The sequence below is a fragment of the Acidobacteriota bacterium genome (genome assembly GCA_016196035.1).
Classification (GTDB): Bacteria; Acidobacteriota; Blastocatellia; order RBC074; family RBC074; genus JACPYM01.
On the sequence record JACPYM010000086.1, the window covers coordinates 97810 to 119207 of the forward strand.

Consider the following 21398-nt stretch of genomic DNA (forward strand, 5'->3'; position numbering starts at 1 on the left):
TTGCCAAACAGCCTGTCACCATGAAACGCGAACATCCAAAAGGCGTGTACCGCTGGGCGCTCGGTTATTTGCGACCATATCGCACGCGCCTGGCCCTCTTCATTTTCATCACGGTCATCGAGATCGCTTCGGGTCTGTTGTTGCCGTGGCCGATGAAATTCATCATTGACCACGCGCTGGGCAAGGAATCCATGCCAGGCTGGCTAGCAGCGCTGACCAGTTGGGCGGGCACCAATCGCGTTACCTTGCTGATGCTGGGTTGCGGCGCATATCTACTCTTTCATTATGCCAGCGAATTTATTTCGGTTGCGCACACGCAGATGCAGCAGAGCATCGGGCAGCGGCTGATTTTCGATTTGCGGCAACAACTGTTCGGCCACCTGCAAAGCCTGTCACTGCGTTATCACCTCAAACGCGGGCCGGGCGAAACCATCTATCACATCGAGAATGATTCCTATTGCGTCGAGAGCTTGACCCTGGGCGGTGTGCTGCCGCTCGTAAGTTCGTCGGTCACGCTGGCGGCCATGTTCGTCGTGCTCTTGCGCATCAACTGGCAAGTCGCGCTGCTCTCGCTGGTCGTCGTGCCGTTCCTGCTCTGGGTCAATAACTACTTTTCCAGTCGCATCGTAGACCGCTCCGAACAAGTCAAAATGATGGAAGCGGGCGTGCTCAACCTCTTCCACGAAGTTTTCACGTCCATTCGCGTCGTCAAAGCCTTTGGCCGCGAACCGCACGAACAACAGCGCTTCAAAGATCAAGGTACGCAAACGCTCGACGCACGCATCAAGCTGACGCTGCAAGAATCGCTGTATGGCGCAATGATCAACGTCGTGACGACGGGCGGCACGGCGCTAATTCTGTTTGTCGGCAGCTATAACGTCTATCGCCAGCGTATGACCATCGGCGATTTGCTGGTGGCGCTCACTTATTTGAGTTCCGTCTTCGGCCCGCTCGTGACGCTGAGCCACACCTTCGGCAATGTGCAGGCTTCAGTGGCGAGCGCCAACCGCGTGCTGCGCACCTTGCAAACCGAACCCGAATTGCACGACCGGCCTGACGCGGTTCCTGCCGGGCACCTGCGCGGCGCGCTCGAATTGCGCGACGTGCATTTTCAATACGACCACGGCGCATCCGTGCTCAACGGCGTTTCGTTCACTACAGAACCGGGCCAGATGATCGCGCTGATCGGCTTGACCGGCGCAGGCAAGACAAGTCTGGTGAGTTTGATTCCGCGTTTTTATGACGTGACGAGCGGCCAAGTGCTGGTGGATGGCCGCGACGTGCGCGATTACCAACTGCGTTCGTTGCGTGAACAGGTGAGCCTGGTCTTGCAGGAGCCGGTGCTTTTCACCGGCACGATTGCGGACAACATTCGCTATGGCCGCCTCGACGCCACCGACGAAGAGGTCATCGCCGCCGCCCGCGCCGCTTACGCTTACGATTTCATCATGTGCAAGGACAACGGCTTTGAGACGCAGCTTGGTGGCGACGAAGGCATTTATCTTTCAGGCGGCGAACGCCAACGCATCTCGATTGCGCGGGCCTTTTTGAAAAACGCGCCGCTGCTGATTCTGGATGAACCGACCTCTTCGCTCGACGCGCGCGCCGAAGCGAGCGTCTTCGATTCGTTGCGCGAACTGATGGCCGAACGCACGACGCTGGTGATTGCGCACCGGCTTTCGACCGTGCGCGATGCTGACAAGATTCTGGTGCTGGATGGCGGCACCATCATCGGCGAAGGCCGCCACGAAGAGTTATTACAAACCGTCCCGTTGTATCAGGAACTTTGTGCGCGGCTGGCGATGGGCAATGCGCTGCCTGAGACGGAAACGGAAGAGGCGTGGGAATTGGGCGATGATGTACAGCAGGCTGCCAGCCTGCTGCCGCATTGAATGAAGAAGCAGTCGTTTTCATTGCTGCCGCATTGAATGCGCATACAACCATTCCAACGCTATCATTGGCATAGTACACAGCAGGCCGGCAGCCTGGTGTGTCTTTGATGCGTCATTGGCGCAGCGTACAGCAGGCTGGCAGCCTGCTGTACATCTGATGAAACCCTGAATGCACCAACAAGCTCTCGAAATTTTGCAATGCCCCTACTGCGGCAGCGCCTTCACGCTCGACGCCGGGCCGACCTTGCGCCAAACGGGCGATGAAATCAGCACTGGTCTGTTGCGTTGTCAGTGCACGACGTATCCCATCGTGGACGGCATCCCGGTGCTGCTGGCGGGCTATGGCGGCGACGGCAGCTTTCCGCAATTGCTGGCCGATGCGCCGGAGCAGGTGTTGTATTCGATGCTCGGTTTGGATGACGAGCGCCAGGCGGGCTTTGAACGCTGGTTGACCAAGCCCGACGGTACATACAGCGAACTGCTCGAATTGTTTTGCCCCGGCGTCGAGGGGCCGTACTTCGTCCACCGCTTTGCCAATCCCACGTTTCTCGTCGGGCAATCGTTGCTGCGCGCGGTGGCGAGCGACCGGCGTTGTTTTGCGCGGCGCGTGATTGATTTGGGCGGCGGTTCCGGGCATCTGGTGCGCGTGCTCGGCGAACTCGCGGCAGGCCAGGAAGTCTGGCTGGCCGAGACGAATTATTGGAAGCTTTGGCTCGCGCGCCGCATCGTCGCGCCGCAATGCGTTCCAGTTTGCGTAGACGCCGAAGCGCCGTTGCCGTTTCAGCGCGGCAGTTTTTCGCTGGCGCTCTGTTCCGACGCCTTTCACTACATTTGGTCGAAGCGCATGTTCGCCAGCGAAATGATGCGCCTGGTTGGCGCGGACGGCGTGATCGTCGTCAATCACGTGCACAACGCCTTGCAGGAAAATCATTCGATGGGCCTGCCGCTTGCGCCGCGCTGGTGGCGCAATCTGTTTGCCGAAATGGGCGCGCGGGCGTTTAAGGAAAGCGCCGCACTTGAGGCGCTGATTACACGCGCGCCGCTTGATTTGACGCCGCAATTCAGCGACGACGAACTGGCGGGCGAACAGGCGCTTTTCATGGTCGCGACGCTGCTCGATGGTTTCTGGCGCAGTTATCCGTATCCTGGCGCGCAATGCACGAGCGGCGTCTGGCGCTTAAATCCGCTGTATGAAGTCGAAGCGCAAGGCGAACAAGCCAAGCTAAGTCTGACGCGCTTCCCGTCGCCGAGTTACGAGGACGAATACAAAGATTGCAAACGCTATTTGCCCGCTGAACTCGCAGTGCCCGCGAACGTGCTGGCGCGCGCAGCGGCGGGCGCGTGGGATGATGATTTGCAGGCATTGGCTGAGTGTTACGTGTTGCTCAACGTGCCGGAGCATTACCTATGAACGAGCCAGCGCAGATCGAAACACCGGGCCATTGGTTGCACGGGCCGTTGCCCGCCAACGTGGTCGCTGGCGTGAACAGCGTCATCACGAATGACAACGCCTTCAAGCGCTTTTTCAGTGCGCAGGCGGCGGCGCTGGTCGTAGGTCGTGAATGCACACTGGATGGCGTGCAATTCGCGCTGGGCAAGGAAGCCCGTGTGGTCATTGGCGACTTTTGTTATTTCACCAACGCGGTGTTGTTGAGCGAACTGGAATTGCGCTTCGGCAATTATGTCGTGATCGGTTGGAACACGACGATTGCCGATACGGACTTTCATCCGCTCGCCCCGGCTGAACGCATCGCCGACGCGCTGGCCTGTTCGCCCTTGGGCAAAGGCCGTCCGCGCCCGGAAATTGCCCGCGCCGCTGTCGTCATCGAGGATGATGTGTGGATCGGGCCGAACGCGACGATCTTGAAAGGTGTGCACATCGGCGCGGGCGCGTTTATCGAAGCGGGCGCGTTGGTCACGCGCGATGTGCCGCCCCGCGCGCGCGTGCTGGGCAATCCGGCGCAAATTGTCGGTACGGTTTAAGAGGGAAGCACGATGATGGATGCGGAACGGCGCTTGCCGTGGGATTGGTATGCGGGAACGATTCCAACGAACGTAACGGTGGACGAGTCGGCGTATATCGAAACCAGCTTCAGCTTCTTTCTCTATCGCAGCCAGTTGGCCGAGGGCGTGCGTGTCGGGCGCGGCGCTTCGACCTATCTGGGAACGATGTTCGATGTGGGGCCGCGGGGCCGCGTGACGCTGGGCGATTACGCGCTGGTGCACGGCGCGCGCATCATCTGTGACAGCGAAATTGAAATTGGCGATTACGCGCTGCTCTCGTGGAATGTGGTGTTGATGGATTCGTACCGCGTGCCGCTCGATCCTGTCGAACGCCGCCGCGAACTGGAGCAAGTGCCACGCCGCCAGCCGCGTTGTTTTGCCGCCGACAGCGCAACGCGCCCCATTAAGATTGGGCGCAACGTCTGGATCGGCTTTGACGCCTGCATCATGCCGGGCGTAACGATTGGCGAAGGCGCGGTCGTCGGCGCGCGTTCGGTTGTGTTTGAAGACGTCGCGCCATTCACCGTCGTGGCGGGCAATCCGGCGCGCGTCGTGCGCCAGTTGGCAAAAGAAGAATGAAGGTTAGCCACAGAGGCACAGAGGCACAGAGGCACAGAGGGGAAGAGGAGAGGTGAGAGGTATCAGTAGCCTGCGCGTCAGTAAGGGCTTGAGTGGCGTAAGCAAGGCCCTCGTTCACGGTCGCGCTACTCACAATCATCTCTGCCTTGCTCTGTGCCTCTGTGGCAAATCCTTCTGATGTAAATCAATCAGGAGTGACAAGTGAGCGATAAGCCGTCAAAGGGCAAAATTATTGTTTTCGGGATTTTGTTTTGGTATCCGCTGGCCGGCGTGACCTATCAGTTTTTGCATTATCTGATCGGGCTGCGGCGGCTGGGCTACGACCCGTATTACATCGAAGATTCCGGGCGCTGGATTTATGACCCGCGCATCAACGATCTGTCGGGCGATGCGTCAGGCAACATCGCGGCGGTGGCGCCGATTCTCGAAGCGCACGGCTTTCGTGACCGCTGGGCCTTTCGCGGGGCCTATCCCGACGGCGAATGTTACGGGATGAGCGAGAGTCAGATTTTGCAGCTTTACCGCGAGGCCGACGCCTTTCTCAACGTTACCGGCGCGCAGGAAATCCGTGACGAACACCTGGCTTGCCCGCGCCGCATTTACGTCGAATCCGATCCGTTCTCCGCGCAGGTCAAAGTCGCGCAGGGCGATGCGGCAACGATTGCCACGCTGCGCGCGCACGACACATTGTTCAGCTTTGGCGAAAACCTCGGCGCGCCCGATTGCACCGTACCGCTTGAGCAATTCACCTGGCTGCCCACGCGCCAGCCAGTCGTGCTCAATTTATGGGAACACGCGCGGCCTGCCGGTGAGGCTTACACGACGATCACGACCTGGCACAACAAGGGCAAGAACATCGTATACAACGGCGATACCTATTACTGGACGAAAGACCGCGAGTTCGAAAAGTTCCTCGATATGCCCGAACGCCGCGACGTGCCGTTTGAATTGGCTGCCGGTGTTGACGCCGACGTAGATCAATTGTTGCGCAGCCATCGTTGGCGGCGGCGCGACTCGGTCGAGATTTCGCGCAACATCGAAAGCTACCGCGACTACATTCAAAATTCGCGTGGCGAATTCACCGTAGCGCGCGATCAATACGTGCGGCCCAACACGGGCTGGTTCAGCGACCGCACGGCGTGTTATCTAGCGGCGGGGCGTCCGGTGATTACGCAGGAAACGGGCTTCAGCAAGTATCTGCCGTCGGGGCGCGGCCTGTTCGGTTTCAGCACGCTGGATGACATTCTGGCGGCGGTGGATGCGATTGAAAGCGATTACGCCGCGCATAGCCGCGTCGCGCGAGAGGTGGCGGCGGAATTCTTTGACGCCGAAAAAGTCGTCGGTAGTTTGATGAAGCGGGCGGGCTTGTAACAGGACAAGACATGTTTTCCCACGAAGGCACACGAAGAGGACACGAAGACTGCTGAGGTCGAGTCTAGAGGCTTCTTTGTAAAGCCCTGAAGGGGCGGAATGTAATAGCCCGGCGCAACGCGCCGGGTAGGGAAGCAAACGATTGACAAGCCCTGAAAGGGCGAAATCAGAGTCGTTATCGCGCCCTTTCAGGGCTGAAAACCTTGCCGCTCTTCAACCCAGGGCGTTTGGGCTGTCATATCTCGCCCCTTTGGGGCTTTGAGAACATTGATGATGATCGCTCTGAGCGCTTTCTGCTTTCCTTCATGTTTCCTTCGTGTGTCCTCGGGGGCAACGTTTTTAGCTTTGGGATGAATCAAGAAGCGATGAAGAAAACCGCTGTCGTTGCTGGCTATCTCGTGCGCTATCCGCTGGGCGGTCACGTCCTGTCGGTGCTGCATTGGCTGGTTGGGTTGCAGCGGCTGGGATACGACATCACTTTTGTCGAGCATTTCGGCTGGCCGGAATCCTGCTACGACCCGCGCACCAATTCGATGAGCGATGATCCCAGCTATGGCCTTGCCGAATTGCAGCGCAACTTCGCGGCGGTCGGCTTGCCCGGCAACTTCTGTTTTGTAGACGCCGAAGGGCAATATCACGGCACGTCGCAAGCTGAATTGCAGGTGCTGTGCGAGCGCGCCGATTTGTTGCTCAGCGTGTGGGGCGTGACTTGGCTTGATGAATTCGCCGCCTGCCGCAAGCGCGTGTTCATTGATACCGATCCCGGCTTCACGCAATTCCAGATGCCGACGACACCGACGCCATCGCTCGAAGGTTACGGCTCGCCTTACGACTTTCACTATCACTTCACCTACGGCACGCGCATCGGCCAGCCCGATTGCCCGATTCCGCAGCACGGCTTGCACTGGCGTCCGACGCGCCCGCCGGTCGTGCTCGATTTGTTGCCGGTCAGTTACACGCCGCAAGCCGAGTTATTCACCACCGTGATGAGTTGGAGTTCGCGCCAGCCGCTGGTTTACGCGGGCGAAGAGTACGGCCAGAAGGACATCGAATTCTGGCGCATCGCTGACTTGCCGTCGCGCGTCGGGCCGCAGTTTGAAATCGCGCTCGCGGGGGCAAATGCGCCGCGTGAACGCATTGCGGCGGCGGGCTGGCGCATCGCGGATACGCGCACGATCACGGCGACGCCCTGGACGTATCGCGATTACCTTGCGCAATCGCGCGGCGAATTCAGCGTCGCGGTGAATCTCGAAGTCAAAGCGCGCAGCGGCTGGTTCAGCGACCGCACGGCGGCCTATCTCGTTTCAGGCAAACCCGCCGTCGTGCAGGAAACGGGTTTTTCCGAAAGTCTGCCGACGGGCGTGGGTCTGTTCGCCTTTCAAACGATAGACGATGCGGCAGCGATGATTGCCACCGTCAATGCCGATTACGCGCGGCATTGCACGGCGGCGCGCCGCATCGCGGAAGAGTATTTCGCGGCAGAGAAGGTCATCGGCGAGATTCTGACCGCGTGTGATTTACCGGTTGGAGAAGAAGAATAACCACGGGGGACACGGGGAAGAAAAAGTGTGGCGCTGGAGCCGCGCATTTAGCGTTTGTGGTTGTCTTGCCAAAACTTCCCCGTGCCCCCGTGTTCCCCGTGGTTGTTTTGTTGTTCAAGGTTTGAGTTATGCGGATTGCACAGATTGCCACGCTAGGAACGCCGGTCAGCCAGACCAATAGCGGCAGCATCGAATCGCTGGTCTGGGTGCTGACGCGCGAGCTGAGGCGGCTGGGCCACGAAGTCACGGTGTTTGCGGCGGCAGGTTCCGAAGTGGAGGGCGAATTGGTCGCGACGCTGCCGGGGCCTTATGCCACGAATGGCGCGCCGGATGACTGGCAGCTTTGCGAATGGATCAATCTGTGCGCGGCGGTCGAACAGTCGGCGCGCTTCGAGGTGTTGCACAGCCATGCGTATCTGTGGGGTATGCCGATGCAGCGCCTGGCAAGCGCGCCGTTCGTGCACACGCATCATATGTGGCCGCACGACAACGAAGCGCGGTTGTGGGCAATGACGCCGGACGCCTGTGTGACGGGCGTTTCGCGCTATCAATGGAGCGAGTTTCCCGTCTTGCAACCGGCGGCCATCGTGCATCACGGCGTAGACGTGGCGCAGTTCAGCTTTCAACCCGAACCGCAGGATTATGTGTGTTACCTGGGCCGTTTCACGCACGGCAAAGGCCCGCTGCACGCGATCGAGGCGGCGCGCAAGTTGGGCTTGCGGTTGGTGCTGGCGGGGCCGGAGGACAATTACTATCGTGAATATCTCGCGCCGTTGGTGGATGGACGCAAGGTGGAATTCGTCGGCCCGGTCGGCGGCAGCGCGCGCGATGAATTGCTGGGCGGCGCGCGCGCGTTGCTTTATCCGGTGCAAGCGCCCGAACCGTTTGGCCTCGTGATGGTCGAAGCGATGTTGTGCGGGACGCCGGTGGCCGCGCTGCGCCTTGGCGCGGTGCCCGAAATCATCCGCGAAGGCGTGACCGGTTGCAGCGCAGCCACGCTGGCCGACTATCCGCAAGCGATGCTCAACGCGCTGACGCTTGACCGCGCCGAAGTGCGGCGACAAGCCGCCGCGGCCTTTTCCGCCGAACGCATGGCGCGCGAGTACGCCCAGGTGTACGAGCGGCTGGCGCGGAGGTGAAGCCGTGAACGAAGCACTCGCCAGCATCATCATTGACAATTACAACTACGGGCGCTTTTTGCCGCAGGCGATTGAGAGCGCGCTGGCGCAGACCTATCCCCACGTTGAAATCATCGTCGTGGATGACGGCTCGACCGACGATTCGCGCGCGGTCATCGCTGGCTATGGCAACAAGATTATCCCCGTGCTGAAAGCCAATGGCGGTCAGGCCTCGGCCTTCAATGCGGGTTGGGCGCGCTGTCGCGGCGAATTCGTTTGCCTGCTTGATTCCGATGACGCGCTTGCGCCAGCGGCGTTGGCGCAAGCAACAGAGTGTTTTGCTGATGCGCAAGTCGTCAAAGTGCATTGGCCGTTGTGGGTGATAGATGAAACGGGCGCGCGCACCGGCCAACTCAAACCCGGCGCGCCCCTGGGCGCAGGCGATTGGCGCACGCTTTTCACGCCGGAAAGCCCCGCCCACACCGCGCCGCCGCAATCGGGCAACGTCTGGCGGCGCAGCCTGCTCGCCCGCTGTTTCCCGCTGCCCGAAGCGATCTTTCAAACCGGCGGCGCGGATGATTACCTCTCGACGCTCGCGCCGCTGTACGGGCAGGTCAAGCGCCTGGATGAACCGCAGGGGTATTATCGCGTCCACGCGCGCAGTCACTATTCGGGCAAGCCATTTATGGAAAAGTTGCAGATAGGCGCGGCGCGTTATCAATTCATTTTGGACGAAACAGCGCGGCGTGCGGCAGCGCGGGGCTTGGCGCTCAATACCAGCGCGTGGCCGCAGCATTCGTGGTTTGCGCGCGTGCAACAGGCCGTGGCCGAAATCACGGCGTTGGTCGCACCGGGCCAATCCTTCATCCTGTTGGATGACGAAGACTGGGGCGTCGGGCCGGAGTTGGCGGGCCGTCGCCGCTTCGCCTTTTTGGAGCGCGACGGCGAATACTGGGGCGCGCCGCCCGATGATGCGACGGCGCTGGCCGAGTTGGAACGCTTGCGCCAGGCGGGCGCGCGCTGGCTGGTGATCGCCTGGCCCGCGTTCTGGTGGCTGGATGAGTACGCCGAATTCGCCGCGCATTTGCGGCGGCAGTTTCGTTGCGTGTTGGCGAATGACCGGTTGCGCGTGTTTGCCTTGAACGAATGATGGCCCAATACACCGAACAGTTTTATCACGCACATAAAGCAGGCGCGCTCAGTTCAGCGCGCGCCGTCGTGCCCTTTGTGCAGCAGTTGTTGCAGCCCGCTGCGGTCGTGGATGTCGGTTGCGGCAGCGGCGCGTGGCTGGCCGTGTGGCGCGAGTGCGGCGTGACGGATGTGCGCGGCGTGGATGGAGCTTATGTCAAACCGGAGTCGTTGTTGATTCCGGCGGAGCAATTCACCGCGCACGATTTGACGCAACCGCTCAGGCTCGCGCGCCAATTCGATTTGGTGATGTCGCTCGAAGTCGCCGAACACTTGCCCGCCGAACACGCCGCGCGCTTTGTGCAAACGCTGACGGCGCTGGGGCCGGTAGTGTTGTTCTCGGCGGCGATTCCGCAGCAGGGCGGCGTCGGTCACATCAACGAACAGTGGCCGCAATACTGGGCTGAGCTTTTCACGCGGTTTGATTACGTCGCCATTGATTGCCTGCGCCGCCGCTGCTGGCACGATCCGGCGGTCGAATGGTTTTACGCGCAGAATATGGTTTTGTATGCCCAGCGCGCTTTCGTCGCGGGGCACGCGGCGTTGCAGCGCGAGTTGATCAATCAATCCGGCCCGCCGCCCGCGCTGGTGCATCCGCGCAAGTATCTGGCGGAGTTGGTGGCGGTTGAAGAACTGCGCGCGCTGGCGAAAGACCTCGCCGTCATTCCTGCTGGCGAGCAATTCATTTTGCTAGACGAAGCGCAAACCGATGCGTTGTTGTTGGCTGGACGGCGCTGGCTGCCGTTTCCAGAGCGCAATGGGCATTACGCCGGGCCGCCTGTTGACGCGGCGGAGACACTGGCCGAATTGGAACGCTTGCAACGCGGTGGCGCGCGTTGGCTGGTGGTGACTGCGCCCGCGTTTTGGTGGCTGGACTATTACACTGAATTCAATGCGCGCTTGCAGTCGGCGCATCGCTGCGTCGTCACCAACGAGCGCGTCAAGGTCTTCGCACTTTTGTGAGCTATGACAGAGCCGTTCAACAACGAGCGCCGCGCGGCCCTGCTGCACGGCGATTTCAGCGCAACGCTCGAGCGCGTGCAACCATACACGATGGTCAACCGCGAGTCGTTGACCGCGTTGGCGCAGCAGGTGAGCGCGGTGCTGGTGTATGACATTCCGGGCGCGTTCGTCGAATGCGGTGCGTGGCGCGGCGGCGCTTCGTTTTTGATGGCGGATTTGTTGCGGCAGGCGGGCGCGACTGAGCGGCGTGTCTGGCTGTGCGATTCGTTCGAGGGCATCCCGCCGCCACAGGCGCTTGACGGCGCGGCGGCGCAAGCCTGGGCGGCAGATCAAAGCGGCGCATACAGCTTTGACAACTTGCGTGTCGGTTTGGAAGAAGTGCAGCAGAGCGCGGCGGCGTTAGGCTTGCGCCAGTACACCGAATTCGTCAAAGGCTATTTTGAACAGACGCTGCCTGCCGTGCGCGCACGCATCGGGCCGATTGCGTTGCTGCGCATTGATTGCGACTGGTACGCCAGTGTGCGTTGCTGTCTGGAGCAGCTTTTCGAGCAGGTTGTCGAAGGCGGTTTCGTGATCTTCGATGACTATCACACTTACGATGGCTGCGCGCTGGCCGTGCATGAGTTCATGGGCGCGCGCAAGTTGCCGTATCGGCTGGAGCACGTCGCGGGCAAGTTGGGCGTATTCGATTACTACCACGCGGCCTACTTTCGCAAAGGCGGCGCGCCGTGGACGCAGTTGTATCCGTGCTCGCGCGCCCGGCAGGAACTCGCGGCGCTCTTGCCCGAAGGCGCGACGTTCATCCTGCTGGATCAAGCGGAGCTTGGCGCAGAGATCGCGCCGCATTGTCGCGCGCTGCCGTTTCCTGAACAGGATGGCTATTACAACGGGCCACCTGCGGACGATGCGGCAGCACTGGCCGAATTGGCGCGGCAGCGCGCGGCAGGTGCGCGTTGGCTGGTCGTGGCATGGCCTGCATTTTGGTGGCTGGACTATTACGCTGAATTGAATGAATGGCTAAGCACGCAAGCGCGGCGCGTGTGGGAGAGCGAGCGGCTAATCGTGTTCGCGTTAGGGGAAGATACGGTACCGCGCGCGTGAGCAAGCGGAGCCTAGGCCGTTGCGCCAGTCCGCCGTCCTTGACGCGCCGCTTGCACACGCGCGCGGTACCGCTCCTGCGCAGCGTTTTAAGTGTTATGTCGGAGAAGGGAATGAGGGATTACTCCAACCGCAAACTCAAAATTGCGCACGTCGTGCCGGTCGCGACGCCGATTCCCGCGCCGCTAGGCGGTTCGGTGGAACAGGTGTCGTATCTGCTGACCGAAGAACTGGTGCGGCGCGGCCACGAGGTGACGCTGTTCGCCACGGGGAATACACACACGTCGGCACGGCTGGCGGCGCTCTTCCCGCACGGCTATTACGAAGATATGGACATGTGGCCGTGGGAACATTACGAGATGATCAATCTGGCCGCCGCGTGCGAACGCGCTGCCGAATTCGATGTGATTCATTATCAAGCGGCCTACTATCCGATGAGCACCGTGTTTTCGCGGCTCGTCAAAACACCGCTGTCACAGACGATTCATCTGCAACCGCCGCCTGAACAGGTGGCGCTCTGGCGCTATTACGCCGAGGCGAACTTCGTTGCGATCTCTGAACATCAACGGCAGGCACTTGAGGGGTTGAATTGCGCGGCGACGATTTATCACGGCCTTGATTTGGACAACTTTCCCTTCAGCGCGATACCCGAAGATTATCTGGCCTTTCTCGGTCGCTTCACGCCGGGCAAAGGCATCTTGCAAGCGATTGAGGTTGCCAAACGCACGGGCCTGCGGTTGAAAATGGCCGCCGCTGAAACCGAGTACTTTCACGAAGAAGTCAAACAGCACATTGACGGACGGCAGATCGAATACCTTGGCGAACTCGGCCACGCCGACAAAGTGCGTTTGCTGGGCGGCGCGCGGGCCTTGCTCTACCCCGTCCAAGCCGCCGAACCTTTCGGTTTGGTGTTGACCGAAGCGATGGCTTGCGGCACACCGGTCGCGGCGCTCAACCAAGGCGCAGTGCCGGAAATCGTCAGCAATGGTTTGAGCGGTTACGCCGCCGCAACGCTGGATGAATTGATCGAACACTTGCCGGAAGTGATGGCGTTGCCGCGCGCGCCCGTGCGGCGGTACGTCGAAGCGCATTTCAGCGTCGAAGCGATGACGGATGGCTACGAAAAACTTTTTTACCGGTTGGCCTCTGCCGCCGAAGCCAAACAAGGAGACCCGCGTGAGCGAAGCGCCGACGCTGCTGGCGGTTTTTGCGCATCCTGACGATGAATCGCTGGTGCTGGGTGGCACGCTCGCGCGCTATGCCGCCGAAGGCTGGCGCACGGCGTTGTTGTGCGCGACGCGCGGCGATTGGGGGCCGATCAGTGATGAGGCGCTGGCGGATTATTCGAACCTCGGCAGCGTGCGCGAATCAGAGTTGCGCGCGGCTTGTGCTGTCTTGGGGATAGGCTGGCTGCGCTTGCTGGACATCGAAGACGCCTGTGTTGAAGCCGTGCTGGGCACGCCGGATGAAACCGCCGTGCTCGCCAAGATCGTGCTGACGCTGCGCGAATTGCGGCCCGCCCTCGTCGTGACGTTCGGCCCGGATGGGTTGTATGGGCATCCTGATCACATCGCCATCGGTCAATTGACGACGACGGCCTGCCGTCTGGCTGGTGATGACGCGGCGTTCCCTGAACAATTGATGGGCGGCCTCACGAGTTACCCAGTGCCCGAACTTTTTTATGCGACGGCCCCGCAAAGTTATTACGCGAAGCTGGTCGCGGCGTTGGGTGAGCGCGGCTTGCCGGCAGAGTTGTGGGGCTTGCCCGCCGCAAAGTTTGGCGTTGCTGAAAGTGAGATTGATCTGACGCTCGACATCACGCTGTATTTGCCGCAGAAATTGGCGGCGCTGCGTTGCCACCGCACGCAATTGGATGCCACGCACGCGCTGGCCCATCTCAGCGAAGAACTCGCCGCGCAATACTTTCACCACGAGTTTCTCAAGCGCGCCAGTTTGGCGGGGGGCGATAGCATCGAGCTTGTTCCCTGATTCCCGGTTCCTGCTGGCTGAAAAATCGCGACTGCTTTACAACTATAAATTTCAGGAAACGAATCTCTCCTTGAACCCGCGAAGCGGGTGGTCGGAAGGTAGCCCAGGGTGAAGGCGGAGCCGGAACCCTGGGTACCAGCGCCAAAGGTTCGCCAGCCCGCGAAGTGGGCGACAGATGCTGGTCTGTCGCCCACTTCGCGGGCTGGCGAACTCACGCCATCGCCACCCAGGGCTGACGCCCTGGGTTTTACGCTGCCGCCCGCATTCGCGGGCTGGGTGCTGAAAAGCATTTTCTTGAAAGCTATATCAGGCGTCAGGCGTCAGGAAACAGGAATCAGGAATCAGGAATCAGGCTAAGACTCGCCATGCGGTCTTGCGCGCAGGTCTCGCCGAATTGAAGCAGCGGAAAGCCTGGCTGCTTGAATTCGTCTTTGATTCGGTTGTGGCGCTCAACAACGCGGCTCAGTTGATGCGCACTTTGACCACATTTGCCACCATGCCATTCACCGTAATCGTCAGATCAACCACGCCGCGTCCGGCCAGACTCGTGGGGATCGCCACGTTCATTTGATCCAGTCCGACCAGCCCGCCTTGCGCGGCGGCAAAGGCGACGGGCGCGATGGTCCCGCCAAAATTGGCTTGTACGATTTCGCCCACGCCGTTGTCATCATTGGTGACCGGATCGGGTGCGTGCCGCCAGCCGGTGCCAAAGAGAATCAAAAACGCGCCGGTGGTGATCGGATTCAAACTGCCGTCGGGATTGGTGACGGCAAAGCTGCTGACGCCGTCGCGCGTCCAGAGCGCCGCCGGGCCGCCGCTGCCGCTGGCGTTGGCAGTAAAGACGCCTGGGGCTTCGGCAAAGGCTTTGAGGGTTTGTTGCGAGACGATGCCATTGCCCGCGACGGTGACGAGTTGGGTGTTCACGCCCGGCACGACCGACGCAGGTAGCAGATAGTTGGTCTGAGTGGGCGAGACGAAAAAGAGCGGCGCGGGGCTGCCATTCGCAAAGATGCGCGTGCCGCCCAGTGTGGTGGGCAAGGGCACCGAGTTCGCCGTATTCGTTTGCGTCGCCAGTTGCGTCCCAAAGAGCGCCGCGATAGCGTCGGGCGCGAGCGTTGTTTGATACGAGGCCGCGAGCACACTGACCGTAGTGGTTAGGTTGAGTTGCGCCGCGCTGGCGATGACGGCAGTCCGTTCCTGAAAGCTGGCGCCGCCGCTGGCTGTGACGCGGACGGTGAGTAGCGTGGGCGTGGCGAGTGTCGCTTGCGTGAGCGTTAAACTCAGATTGCCCGTCGGCGCGTCCAGCAGGCTGTTGACGGCCTGGCCGTTGAGCGTGACCGAATTGTTTTCCAGCCCCGCGCCCAACACTTTGAGCGTCGCGCTCACACCGCCACTGGGAATCACGTATTGCGAGAGGCCGAAGATTTGCAGTTGCGTGCCCTTCAAGCTGCGGATGCGGTCGCCGTAAGAATCCGCAAAATAGAGCACGCCGTAAGCATCCACGATGACGCCAATCGGTTCGTTGAGCAGCGCCTGGGTCGCGCTGATGCCATCGCCGTTGTAACCGGTGCCGCCTGTGCCGGCAAAGGTCGTGATGCGGCCCGTCAGGTCTACGCGGCGAATGCGGTCGTTGCCGGGATCGCTGATATAAACGATGCCGTCTTTGTCTACGGCAACGCCGCGAATCGGGCTGAGCTTGGTTTGCGTGGCCGGGAGGTTGTCACCACTGTAACCATCCTGGCCGGTGCCCGCAAAGGTGCTGATCTTGCCTGTCGTATCCACTTTGCGCACGACAAAATTCTCGGTGTCGGCGATGTAAAGATTGCCCAGCCGATCCACCGCGGCGCCATCGGGCGAATCGAGCCGCGCCTGCGTCGCCGGGCCGCCATCGCCGCTGTAACCGCCCTGACCGTTGCTGCCTGCCACAGTGCTGATCGTGCCCTGCGGCGTGACCTTGCGGACGCGGTTATTGAAGGTGTCGCAAAGATAGAGATTGCCCCCCGCATCAATCGTCAGGCTTTGCGGAAAGCCCAGTCGCGCTTGTGTGGCCGGGCCGCCATCGCCAGCAAAACCTTCCTGCCCGGTGCCCGCGATGGTGGTGATCTTGCCGGTCGTATCAATCTTGCGCACGACATTGTTCAGCGAATCGGTGAAAAACAGATTGCCCTGCCGGTCAAAAACCAGACTCGTCGGCGTATCAATCAGCGCCTGTGTCGCGGGGCCATTGTCGCCGCTGTAACCGCCCACGCCCGTCCCGGCAATCGTGGTGATCGTGCCTTGCAAACTTACCTTGCGAATGCGGTTGTTGTACGAATCGGCGATGTACAAATTGCCATCGGCATCCACCGCAATGCCCGTGGGCGTCGCCAGCAGCGCATTTGTCGCCGGGCCATTGTCGCCCGCGAACCCATACACGCCGCTGCCTGCGGGCGTGCGAATGAGCGCGGTCGTTTGCGCTTGCGCAGGTAGAAACAGTGCCGTTGCGAACAGCAGGGCAGTTAATGCCAACCTATGCCGCCGACGCGGCGCGTCTTTGGAGTGCGAGCGGCACAGGCCGCCGCTTTGGTATGTCTTTCGATGCGGCGAACAATCGAAGTCACGGACGGACGCGGCGCGGCGGACATTCACTGTGTCTGTTGCCGAGGGCCTACCAATGCGGCGGCCTGTGCCGCTCGCACTCCAAAGGCTTCGCCAGTTGATTGTTATGCTGGCGAGCAAAGCGTTGTAAGCCGCAGTGAAATAAGGCCAGCGCACAGGAACAATAGCAGGGTGGAAGAAAGTCTCAGTCGTATTCAAAACGTCGTTCATCCTTTTGGGAAAGAGAAGCTGTCACGCTTCAATGAAAATTGAAATTGATCTGCACGCGCAATTGGCGCGCGTCATAGGCGGCATTGGCGCGCCCAAAGAAGGGGGAAGTTTGAACGCCGTTGAAATCCGCCAGATTGACGTGATTCAACAGATTGGTGGCGTCCAGGGCGCATTCAATACCGAATGGGCGCCCCTCGGTTTGCTGGGGGCCGAATGTGAATTCCCGGCTCAGGCGCAGGTTGACGTTGTTGAAAGCCGCGCCGCGCCCGGCATTGCGCGCCACGCCGGCGGGCCGGTCATTCACGATCATATCGTTGTTGTCATCCAAACCGGTCGTGATGTTGTAAGGGCGGCCGGTGTTGAAATAGAACATCGGGGTGGCTTCCAACCCCAGCGGCAACGAGAGCAGCGCGCTCAGAAAAACCTGATGCCGAATGTCGTGCGCCGCATAACCGCGTTCGAGTTTGAGTTGATAGTTGTCCATCGGCAATGCGTCGGGGCCATCGGCATCATCGAGGGTGCGCGCCCAGGTGTAATTGGCAATCAGCGTCACGTGCTCATTGAGCGATTGCCAGTAACTGGCGCTCAAGCGGTGCGTTGTCGCGCTGGCCGAAGATTCCAATTGCGTGATGCGGCCCAACGCGGGGCGCGGCCGCAAGTGATCGGCCAGTGGCGCATTGATGTCGCGCGCTCTGAACAGGTGAAGGCCGCGCTCGTAGTTGTAAGTCAGCGTCAGCGTTGCATCTTTCGGCAAACGCTGCTCAATGCCCAACGCCGTGTGCCATTGATAGGGCGTCCGCAAATCGGCGGCGAGCGGCATTAGACTAACGGGAAAGTCGGACAGGCTCAGGTTGCCGAACGGGTTGGGATAGCGTGGCCGCAGAATGATGTATTGGCGCTGCCGCACACCATCAAAGCGCAAGGCTTGCGCGAGTTGCGCTTCGGCCAGTTGCTGATAAAACAGCCCCGCGCCGCCGCGCACGACCGTGCTATCGCGTTTGAACGGCGACCACGCGAAACCCAACCGGGGCGCGAGATTATTGCGGTCGCCCAGGTGCGTCTGGGTTTCGTAACGTAAGCCGGGCGAGAGCGTGAAGCGCGGGGCAACCCGCCAATCGTCCTGCGCATACGCCGCAAAGTTCCAGAGATTAAAGCGCAGTTGCGGGTCGCCCACGTTGAGCGTGTACAAGATGGGCCGATGCAGGCGGTAAAACGAAAGCCCTGAGTAGAGAAATGTGCCGCCGAAATTCTGTTCGCTGTCATCAGCCACGCGCACGCCCGTCAGGCTGCCGCCAGTTTTGATGAAATGATGACCGGCGCTGAGCGTCAGATTTTCGAGCAAGCTGGCGCGCTGGTTCTGATTCCGCGCATCGCAGCATTGTGAACCGCCCTGATTGAACGCGCCTGCGATTTCCTCCGCCGGGTTGTAATTGTCGGTGGTCGTCAGCGCATGCTCGCGCGCATAACGGAACTGGGTTTCGTTGATGACGGTTGGCGAGAGAATCGCGCGCCAGGCCGCCTGCCAACTCTGCCCACGCGCGTTGAGGTTGTAAGCGCGTTCGGGCAGGTCAAAGCTGCCGATACCCAGGCCTTGCTCGCCGCCGCGATTGAGATCGTAAAACACGCCGAAGGTTTGGCGTTCATTCGGCACAAAATCGGCGCGCACATTGAGAAAGTTGTATTGGCTGAATGCAGGCACCGCGTCGTAATAGTAACCATCCGGCGTGTAAGCCGAGACCAGCGAAGCCTCGTGATGCTGGCGGCGATCAAAGGAGCCAAAGATAAAAGAGCGTTTGTTGAAAAGACGGCTGCTCCACCAGCCGCCGTAATCTTCATGCTTCAGCGGCGGCTTTTCCAAGCTGAAAGCGTTGCGCGCGTCGAGGACGCTGTGGCGGAAATCGAAGGAACCGCCCGCATGCACCTGTTCATCGCCGCCCTTGGTTTCAATTTCCACGCGGGCGCTGCCCGGCTCGTGATAGAGCGCGGCGAAGGGGTCGCTGTTGATGCGAATTTCCTTAATCGTAGAAATGGGGGGCATCCTGGCATCGCTCACGCCATTGACCGAAATCCGCAACGGGCCGTTGAGCGAACCCGCCATGCGTTGCAAAACCGCCAGCAACTGGTCGGGGTCATGCGGCAAGCGCCGCAACAACTCGCCGCGCAAAATGACGGCGTCGGCATTTTCATGCGCCGCCAAACTTAAACTCTTGCGCTCGGATGTCACGTCAACTGTGCTCTTGACCGCTGCGACGGCGAGCGTGATATTCAGTCGCTCAGTGTCCGTGCTTCGGACCGAAAGATATTGCTCGTAATTCGCAAAGCCTGCCGCGCTGACCAGTAGGTGGTAGGTGCCGGTTGCGAGCTTTGTAAATTCGAACGCGCCTTGTGCATCGGTTGTTGTTTCGTGATTGCGCGCGCCTTCGCTTTGTAAAATCAGGCGCGCACCGGGGATTCCCGCCTGCGTTGCATCCAGTATTTGCCCGCGTAAATCCCTGCGCGCCGAGGCGGGGGGCTGCTCTGGCTGGGTTTGGGCCAGCATTCTTTTGTCCAAACCCAGCCAAAGCAGCCCCCCAAACAAGAATGGATAGAAAACTCTCGATACACGCATAAATTTGAAACCAAGCGAAGTTGGACGCAAGCGAAGCAGTAGACGGGTACAAACAGCGCTTTTGGGGATGCCGGAGCTTATTTGCGCAAAGAGCGAATGGCTGGGAAAGGAAGCCAATAAGTGCGCGAGCGTGCGGGGCGAAACAAAAGAAGCAGGAACTCCGAGCCAGCGGCTTGATCGTTTGTCTTGGATGCGTAGTGAACGCTTAACGAGGTGGCGATCATAGGCAGAAGCTGTAAATGATTGCAACTGCTTTTTTTCGGATAAGAGGCGTTGCCTTTCACGCGCAACAAACTGATTATTCAGGAGGGAGCGCTGAGAACTGGCACTTCAATCTGACGCACCGTCCAAATTTTGCTAAAGAAATATTTTCAGCCTGGCTGTCGATTTGAATGGTCGCCATTCGACTTAATGCCGACAAGGCAAGTTTGAGAGCAAACGCTAAGCTGTAGGTGTATCTGAGCTAGCGTATTGCTCAGACGGCGCGTCCTTGTCTGTTACGTTTGAGAGCGCTTGGTGCTTGGTCACTATCCGCTACCATTTCACGCCATTCACCAGCTAACCACAAGTGATTGTTTGAACCGGGAGGACACCATGAACGAAACGCACCATCCGAATAATCTCTTTCGCTCAGTTGTCGCGCTGCTCGCGGGCTTTTTCGCCGTCGTCATTTCTCACCTCGGTACCGACGCCCTCATGCACGCCACCGGTGTTTTCCCTCCTTGGGGGCAGCCGATGTCGGATGCGCTTTTCCTGCTTGCGCTGGTTTACCGCACGGTTTTTAGTGTCGCAGGCAGCTACGTAACGGCGCGGCTGGCGCCCAATCGGCCCATGCAACACGCGCTGCTGGGCGGTGCTATCGGGCTGCTGCTGAGCGCTGCCGGCGCGGCGGCGACCTGGAACCGCGGGCCGGAATTTGGGCCGCACTGGTATCCGCTGGCGCTGATCGTGCTGGCGTTGCCGTGCGCCTGGGCAGGCGGCAGACTGCGTGAATTACAATTGCAGCGGCTGTTGCACGTAACCCAATGATTCACCGCACACATGGGTAACACGCCTATTCAAATAAGCAATGAGGTGTAGATAAGAAAAGCACACCGGCAAGTCAGACTTTCGCGGTGTGCTCCTCGATCTTTGGTGGCGCAGGTTTGGCAGTTTAGCGCAGGGCTTAACGCGAAGACCGGTAGCCGGTCTCAGCAAATACAAATCGTTTGGTTTCACGGATGGGGAGGATTTCGTTTTCCTCGACCTGTTTGGTTCCCTCAGAGGTGGCGCGCAAATCGTAAAACGTGCTGTTGGCGTTCGGGACGAATTCGAGTTTGGAGCGATAAGACCAGCACGAGGGGTCATCCGCATACGCGCCCACTTCCTCACAATGCTTCTTGTTGTCGCCGCCCGTAATCATTGAGAAAACCTCTTTCAGGCCCGCCTTGGTTTCGGCGATGAGCAGATCGCCTTCCTCCGCGATTCCTTCGCTGACGGCTTTCCAATGAAACATCACGCCATATTTTTCGGCCCCGATTTTGACCAGCCGCCCCGCCGAAAGTTCGCCGTGCGAACCCGTGCGGGTAATCATTTTGTTTTGCGCAGAGAGCTCCCAATCCGCGCCGTTTTTGCTGAAGACCGCGCCGCCCAAGACGGGCACGCAATCTTCGCAATCGGTTTTTGCTGGAGCCGTGCGCGTGATGACGAAATAGCGTTCGGCGCCGTTCTGTTGGAAGGGCTTGGCAAAGTAAGGGCGGGAATAGAGCGTCTGGATGTTGTTGTAAAAGTTAAAGCGGTTCAAGTCTTCTTTGGTGGGTTTCCATTGGGCGCGTTTTTGGTCGGCGTTGTAGCTGCCATAGATGAGGCGCAACGCTTTCCCCGTATCGAATTCGCCTTCCAACGAACCGGCCGGTTGTGCAGTCTTTTCTTCCGTGCCCAAGCCTGCGTCAGCCAAGCCGCCCGGCTTGGCTGACGGGGCCGCCGTTGGCGCGTCCGTGCGCCCGTTCGCAGCTTCGCCAAACGAAGAGATCGGCGTTGCATTGCAACCGGCGAGCGGCCCGATTGCCAATAGACAAAAAATTGCAAAAGTCAGTCGATTTTTCATTGTGCCTCCCGAAGAGAAACCTTAAATAGGCTTTGCGCTACGCCTGCGGGCCTCGCGTGTGTTACCAATCCAGCGCCTATTACTCGGTGTGCGGGGGAGAAGCATGGTTAGTGTGATGGACAAAAACGCGCGTTGCTTACGCGCTTCGAGTCA

Annotated in this window: 16 protein-coding genes; 13 read left to right on the forward strand and 3 right to left on the reverse strand. The window is 60.0% G+C overall.

All coding sequences use genetic code 11. The features are described from left to right. The first annotated feature begins 20 nt into the window (after positions 1-20). The 12 genes from HY011_25005 (at position 21) to HY011_25060 (ending at position 13743) form a co-directional block, all read left to right on the forward strand. On the forward strand, positions 21-1892 hold the full coding sequence (locus HY011_25005; GenBank protein ID MBI3426202.1) for an ABC transporter ATP-binding protein: 1872 nt from the start codon (positions 21-23) through the stop codon (positions 1890-1892). 169 nt (positions 1893-2061) lie between these two features. Beyond that, positions 2062-3303 carry a methyltransferase domain-containing protein gene (locus tag HY011_25010; GenBank protein MBI3426203.1) on the forward strand — a complete coding sequence of 414 codons (1242 nt, stop codon included), beginning with the start codon at positions 2062-2064 and terminating at the stop codon, positions 3301-3303. Continuing rightward, complete coding sequence (locus HY011_25015; GenBank protein ID MBI3426204.1) at positions 3300-3875, forward strand: acyltransferase; 576 nt, start codon at positions 3300-3302, stop codon at positions 3873-3875. The genes HY011_25010 and HY011_25015 overlap by 4 nt, the downstream gene beginning before the upstream one ends. A 12-nt stretch (positions 3876-3887) precedes the next feature. Beyond that, positions 3888-4475, forward strand: coding sequence for an acyltransferase (locus HY011_25020; GenBank protein ID MBI3426205.1), 588 nt, complete (start codon positions 3888-3890; stop codon positions 4473-4475). Between the two features lie 201 nt (positions 4476-4676). After that, a complete protein-coding gene (locus tag HY011_25025) occupies positions 4677-5846 on the forward strand; it encodes a hypothetical protein (GenBank protein ID MBI3426206.1) in 1170 nt (389 codons plus the stop codon). A gap of 365 nt (positions 5847-6211) precedes the next feature. After that, a complete protein-coding gene (locus tag HY011_25030; protein ID MBI3426207.1) occupies positions 6212-7387 on the forward strand; it encodes a hypothetical protein in 1176 nt (391 codons plus the stop codon). Positions 7388-7515: 128 nt separating this feature from the next. Continuing rightward, on the forward strand, positions 7516-8526 hold the full coding sequence (locus HY011_25035) for a glycosyltransferase family 4 protein (protein ID MBI3426208.1): 1011 nt from the start codon (positions 7516-7518) through the stop codon (positions 8524-8526). Between the two features lie 4 nt (positions 8527-8530). After that, positions 8531-9655, forward strand: coding sequence for a glycosyltransferase family 2 protein (locus tag HY011_25040; GenBank protein MBI3426209.1), 1125 nt, complete (start codon positions 8531-8533; stop codon positions 9653-9655). Continuing rightward, complete coding sequence (locus HY011_25045; GenBank protein ID MBI3426210.1) at positions 9652-10656, forward strand: methyltransferase domain-containing protein; 1005 nt, start codon at positions 9652-9654, stop codon at positions 10654-10656. The genes HY011_25040 and HY011_25045 overlap by 4 nt, the downstream gene beginning before the upstream one ends. Before the next feature lie 3 nt (positions 10657-10659). Then, positions 10660-11757: a class I SAM-dependent methyltransferase gene (locus HY011_25050; protein ID MBI3426211.1), complete on the forward strand. Its 1098-nt coding sequence runs from the start codon at positions 10660-10662 to the stop codon at positions 11755-11757. 110 nt (positions 11758-11867) lie between these two features. Continuing rightward, a complete protein-coding gene (locus HY011_25055) occupies positions 11868-12974 on the forward strand; it encodes a glycosyltransferase family 4 protein (GenBank protein MBI3426212.1) in 1107 nt (368 codons plus the stop codon). Then, positions 12931-13743 (forward strand): PIG-L family deacetylase, encoded by an 813-nt coding sequence (locus HY011_25060; GenBank protein ID MBI3426213.1) that lies wholly within the window; start codon positions 12931-12933, stop codon positions 13741-13743. The genes HY011_25055 and HY011_25060 overlap by 44 nt, the downstream gene beginning before the upstream one ends. Before the next feature lie 462 nt (positions 13744-14205). On the opposite strand, the gene HY011_25065 is transcribed toward HY011_25060, so the two are convergent. Both HY011_25065 and HY011_25070 read right to left on the reverse strand, forming a co-directional pair. Beyond that, positions 14206-16251, reverse strand: a complete 2046-nt coding sequence (locus HY011_25065) for a hypothetical protein (GenBank protein ID MBI3426214.1) — start codon at positions 16249-16251, stop codon at positions 14206-14208. Positions 16252-16579: 328 nt separating this feature from the next. Further along, positions 16580-19090, reverse strand: a complete 2511-nt coding sequence (locus HY011_25070; protein MBI3426215.1) for a TonB-dependent receptor — start codon at positions 19088-19090, stop codon at positions 16580-16582. 663 nt (positions 19091-19753) lie between these two features. Between HY011_25070 and HY011_25075 the strand changes: the two genes are divergently transcribed. Continuing rightward, positions 19754-20188, forward strand: a complete 435-nt coding sequence (locus tag HY011_25075) for a hypothetical protein (GenBank protein MBI3426216.1) — start codon at positions 19754-19756, stop codon at positions 20186-20188. Positions 20189-20324: 136 nt separating this feature from the next. Here the strand turns inward: HY011_25075 and HY011_25080 are convergent, their stop codons facing one another. Further along, positions 20325-21245: a hypothetical protein gene (locus HY011_25080; protein MBI3426217.1), complete on the reverse strand. Its 921-nt coding sequence runs from the start codon at positions 21243-21245 to the stop codon at positions 20325-20327. Between the last annotated feature and the right edge of the window lie 153 nt (positions 21246-21398).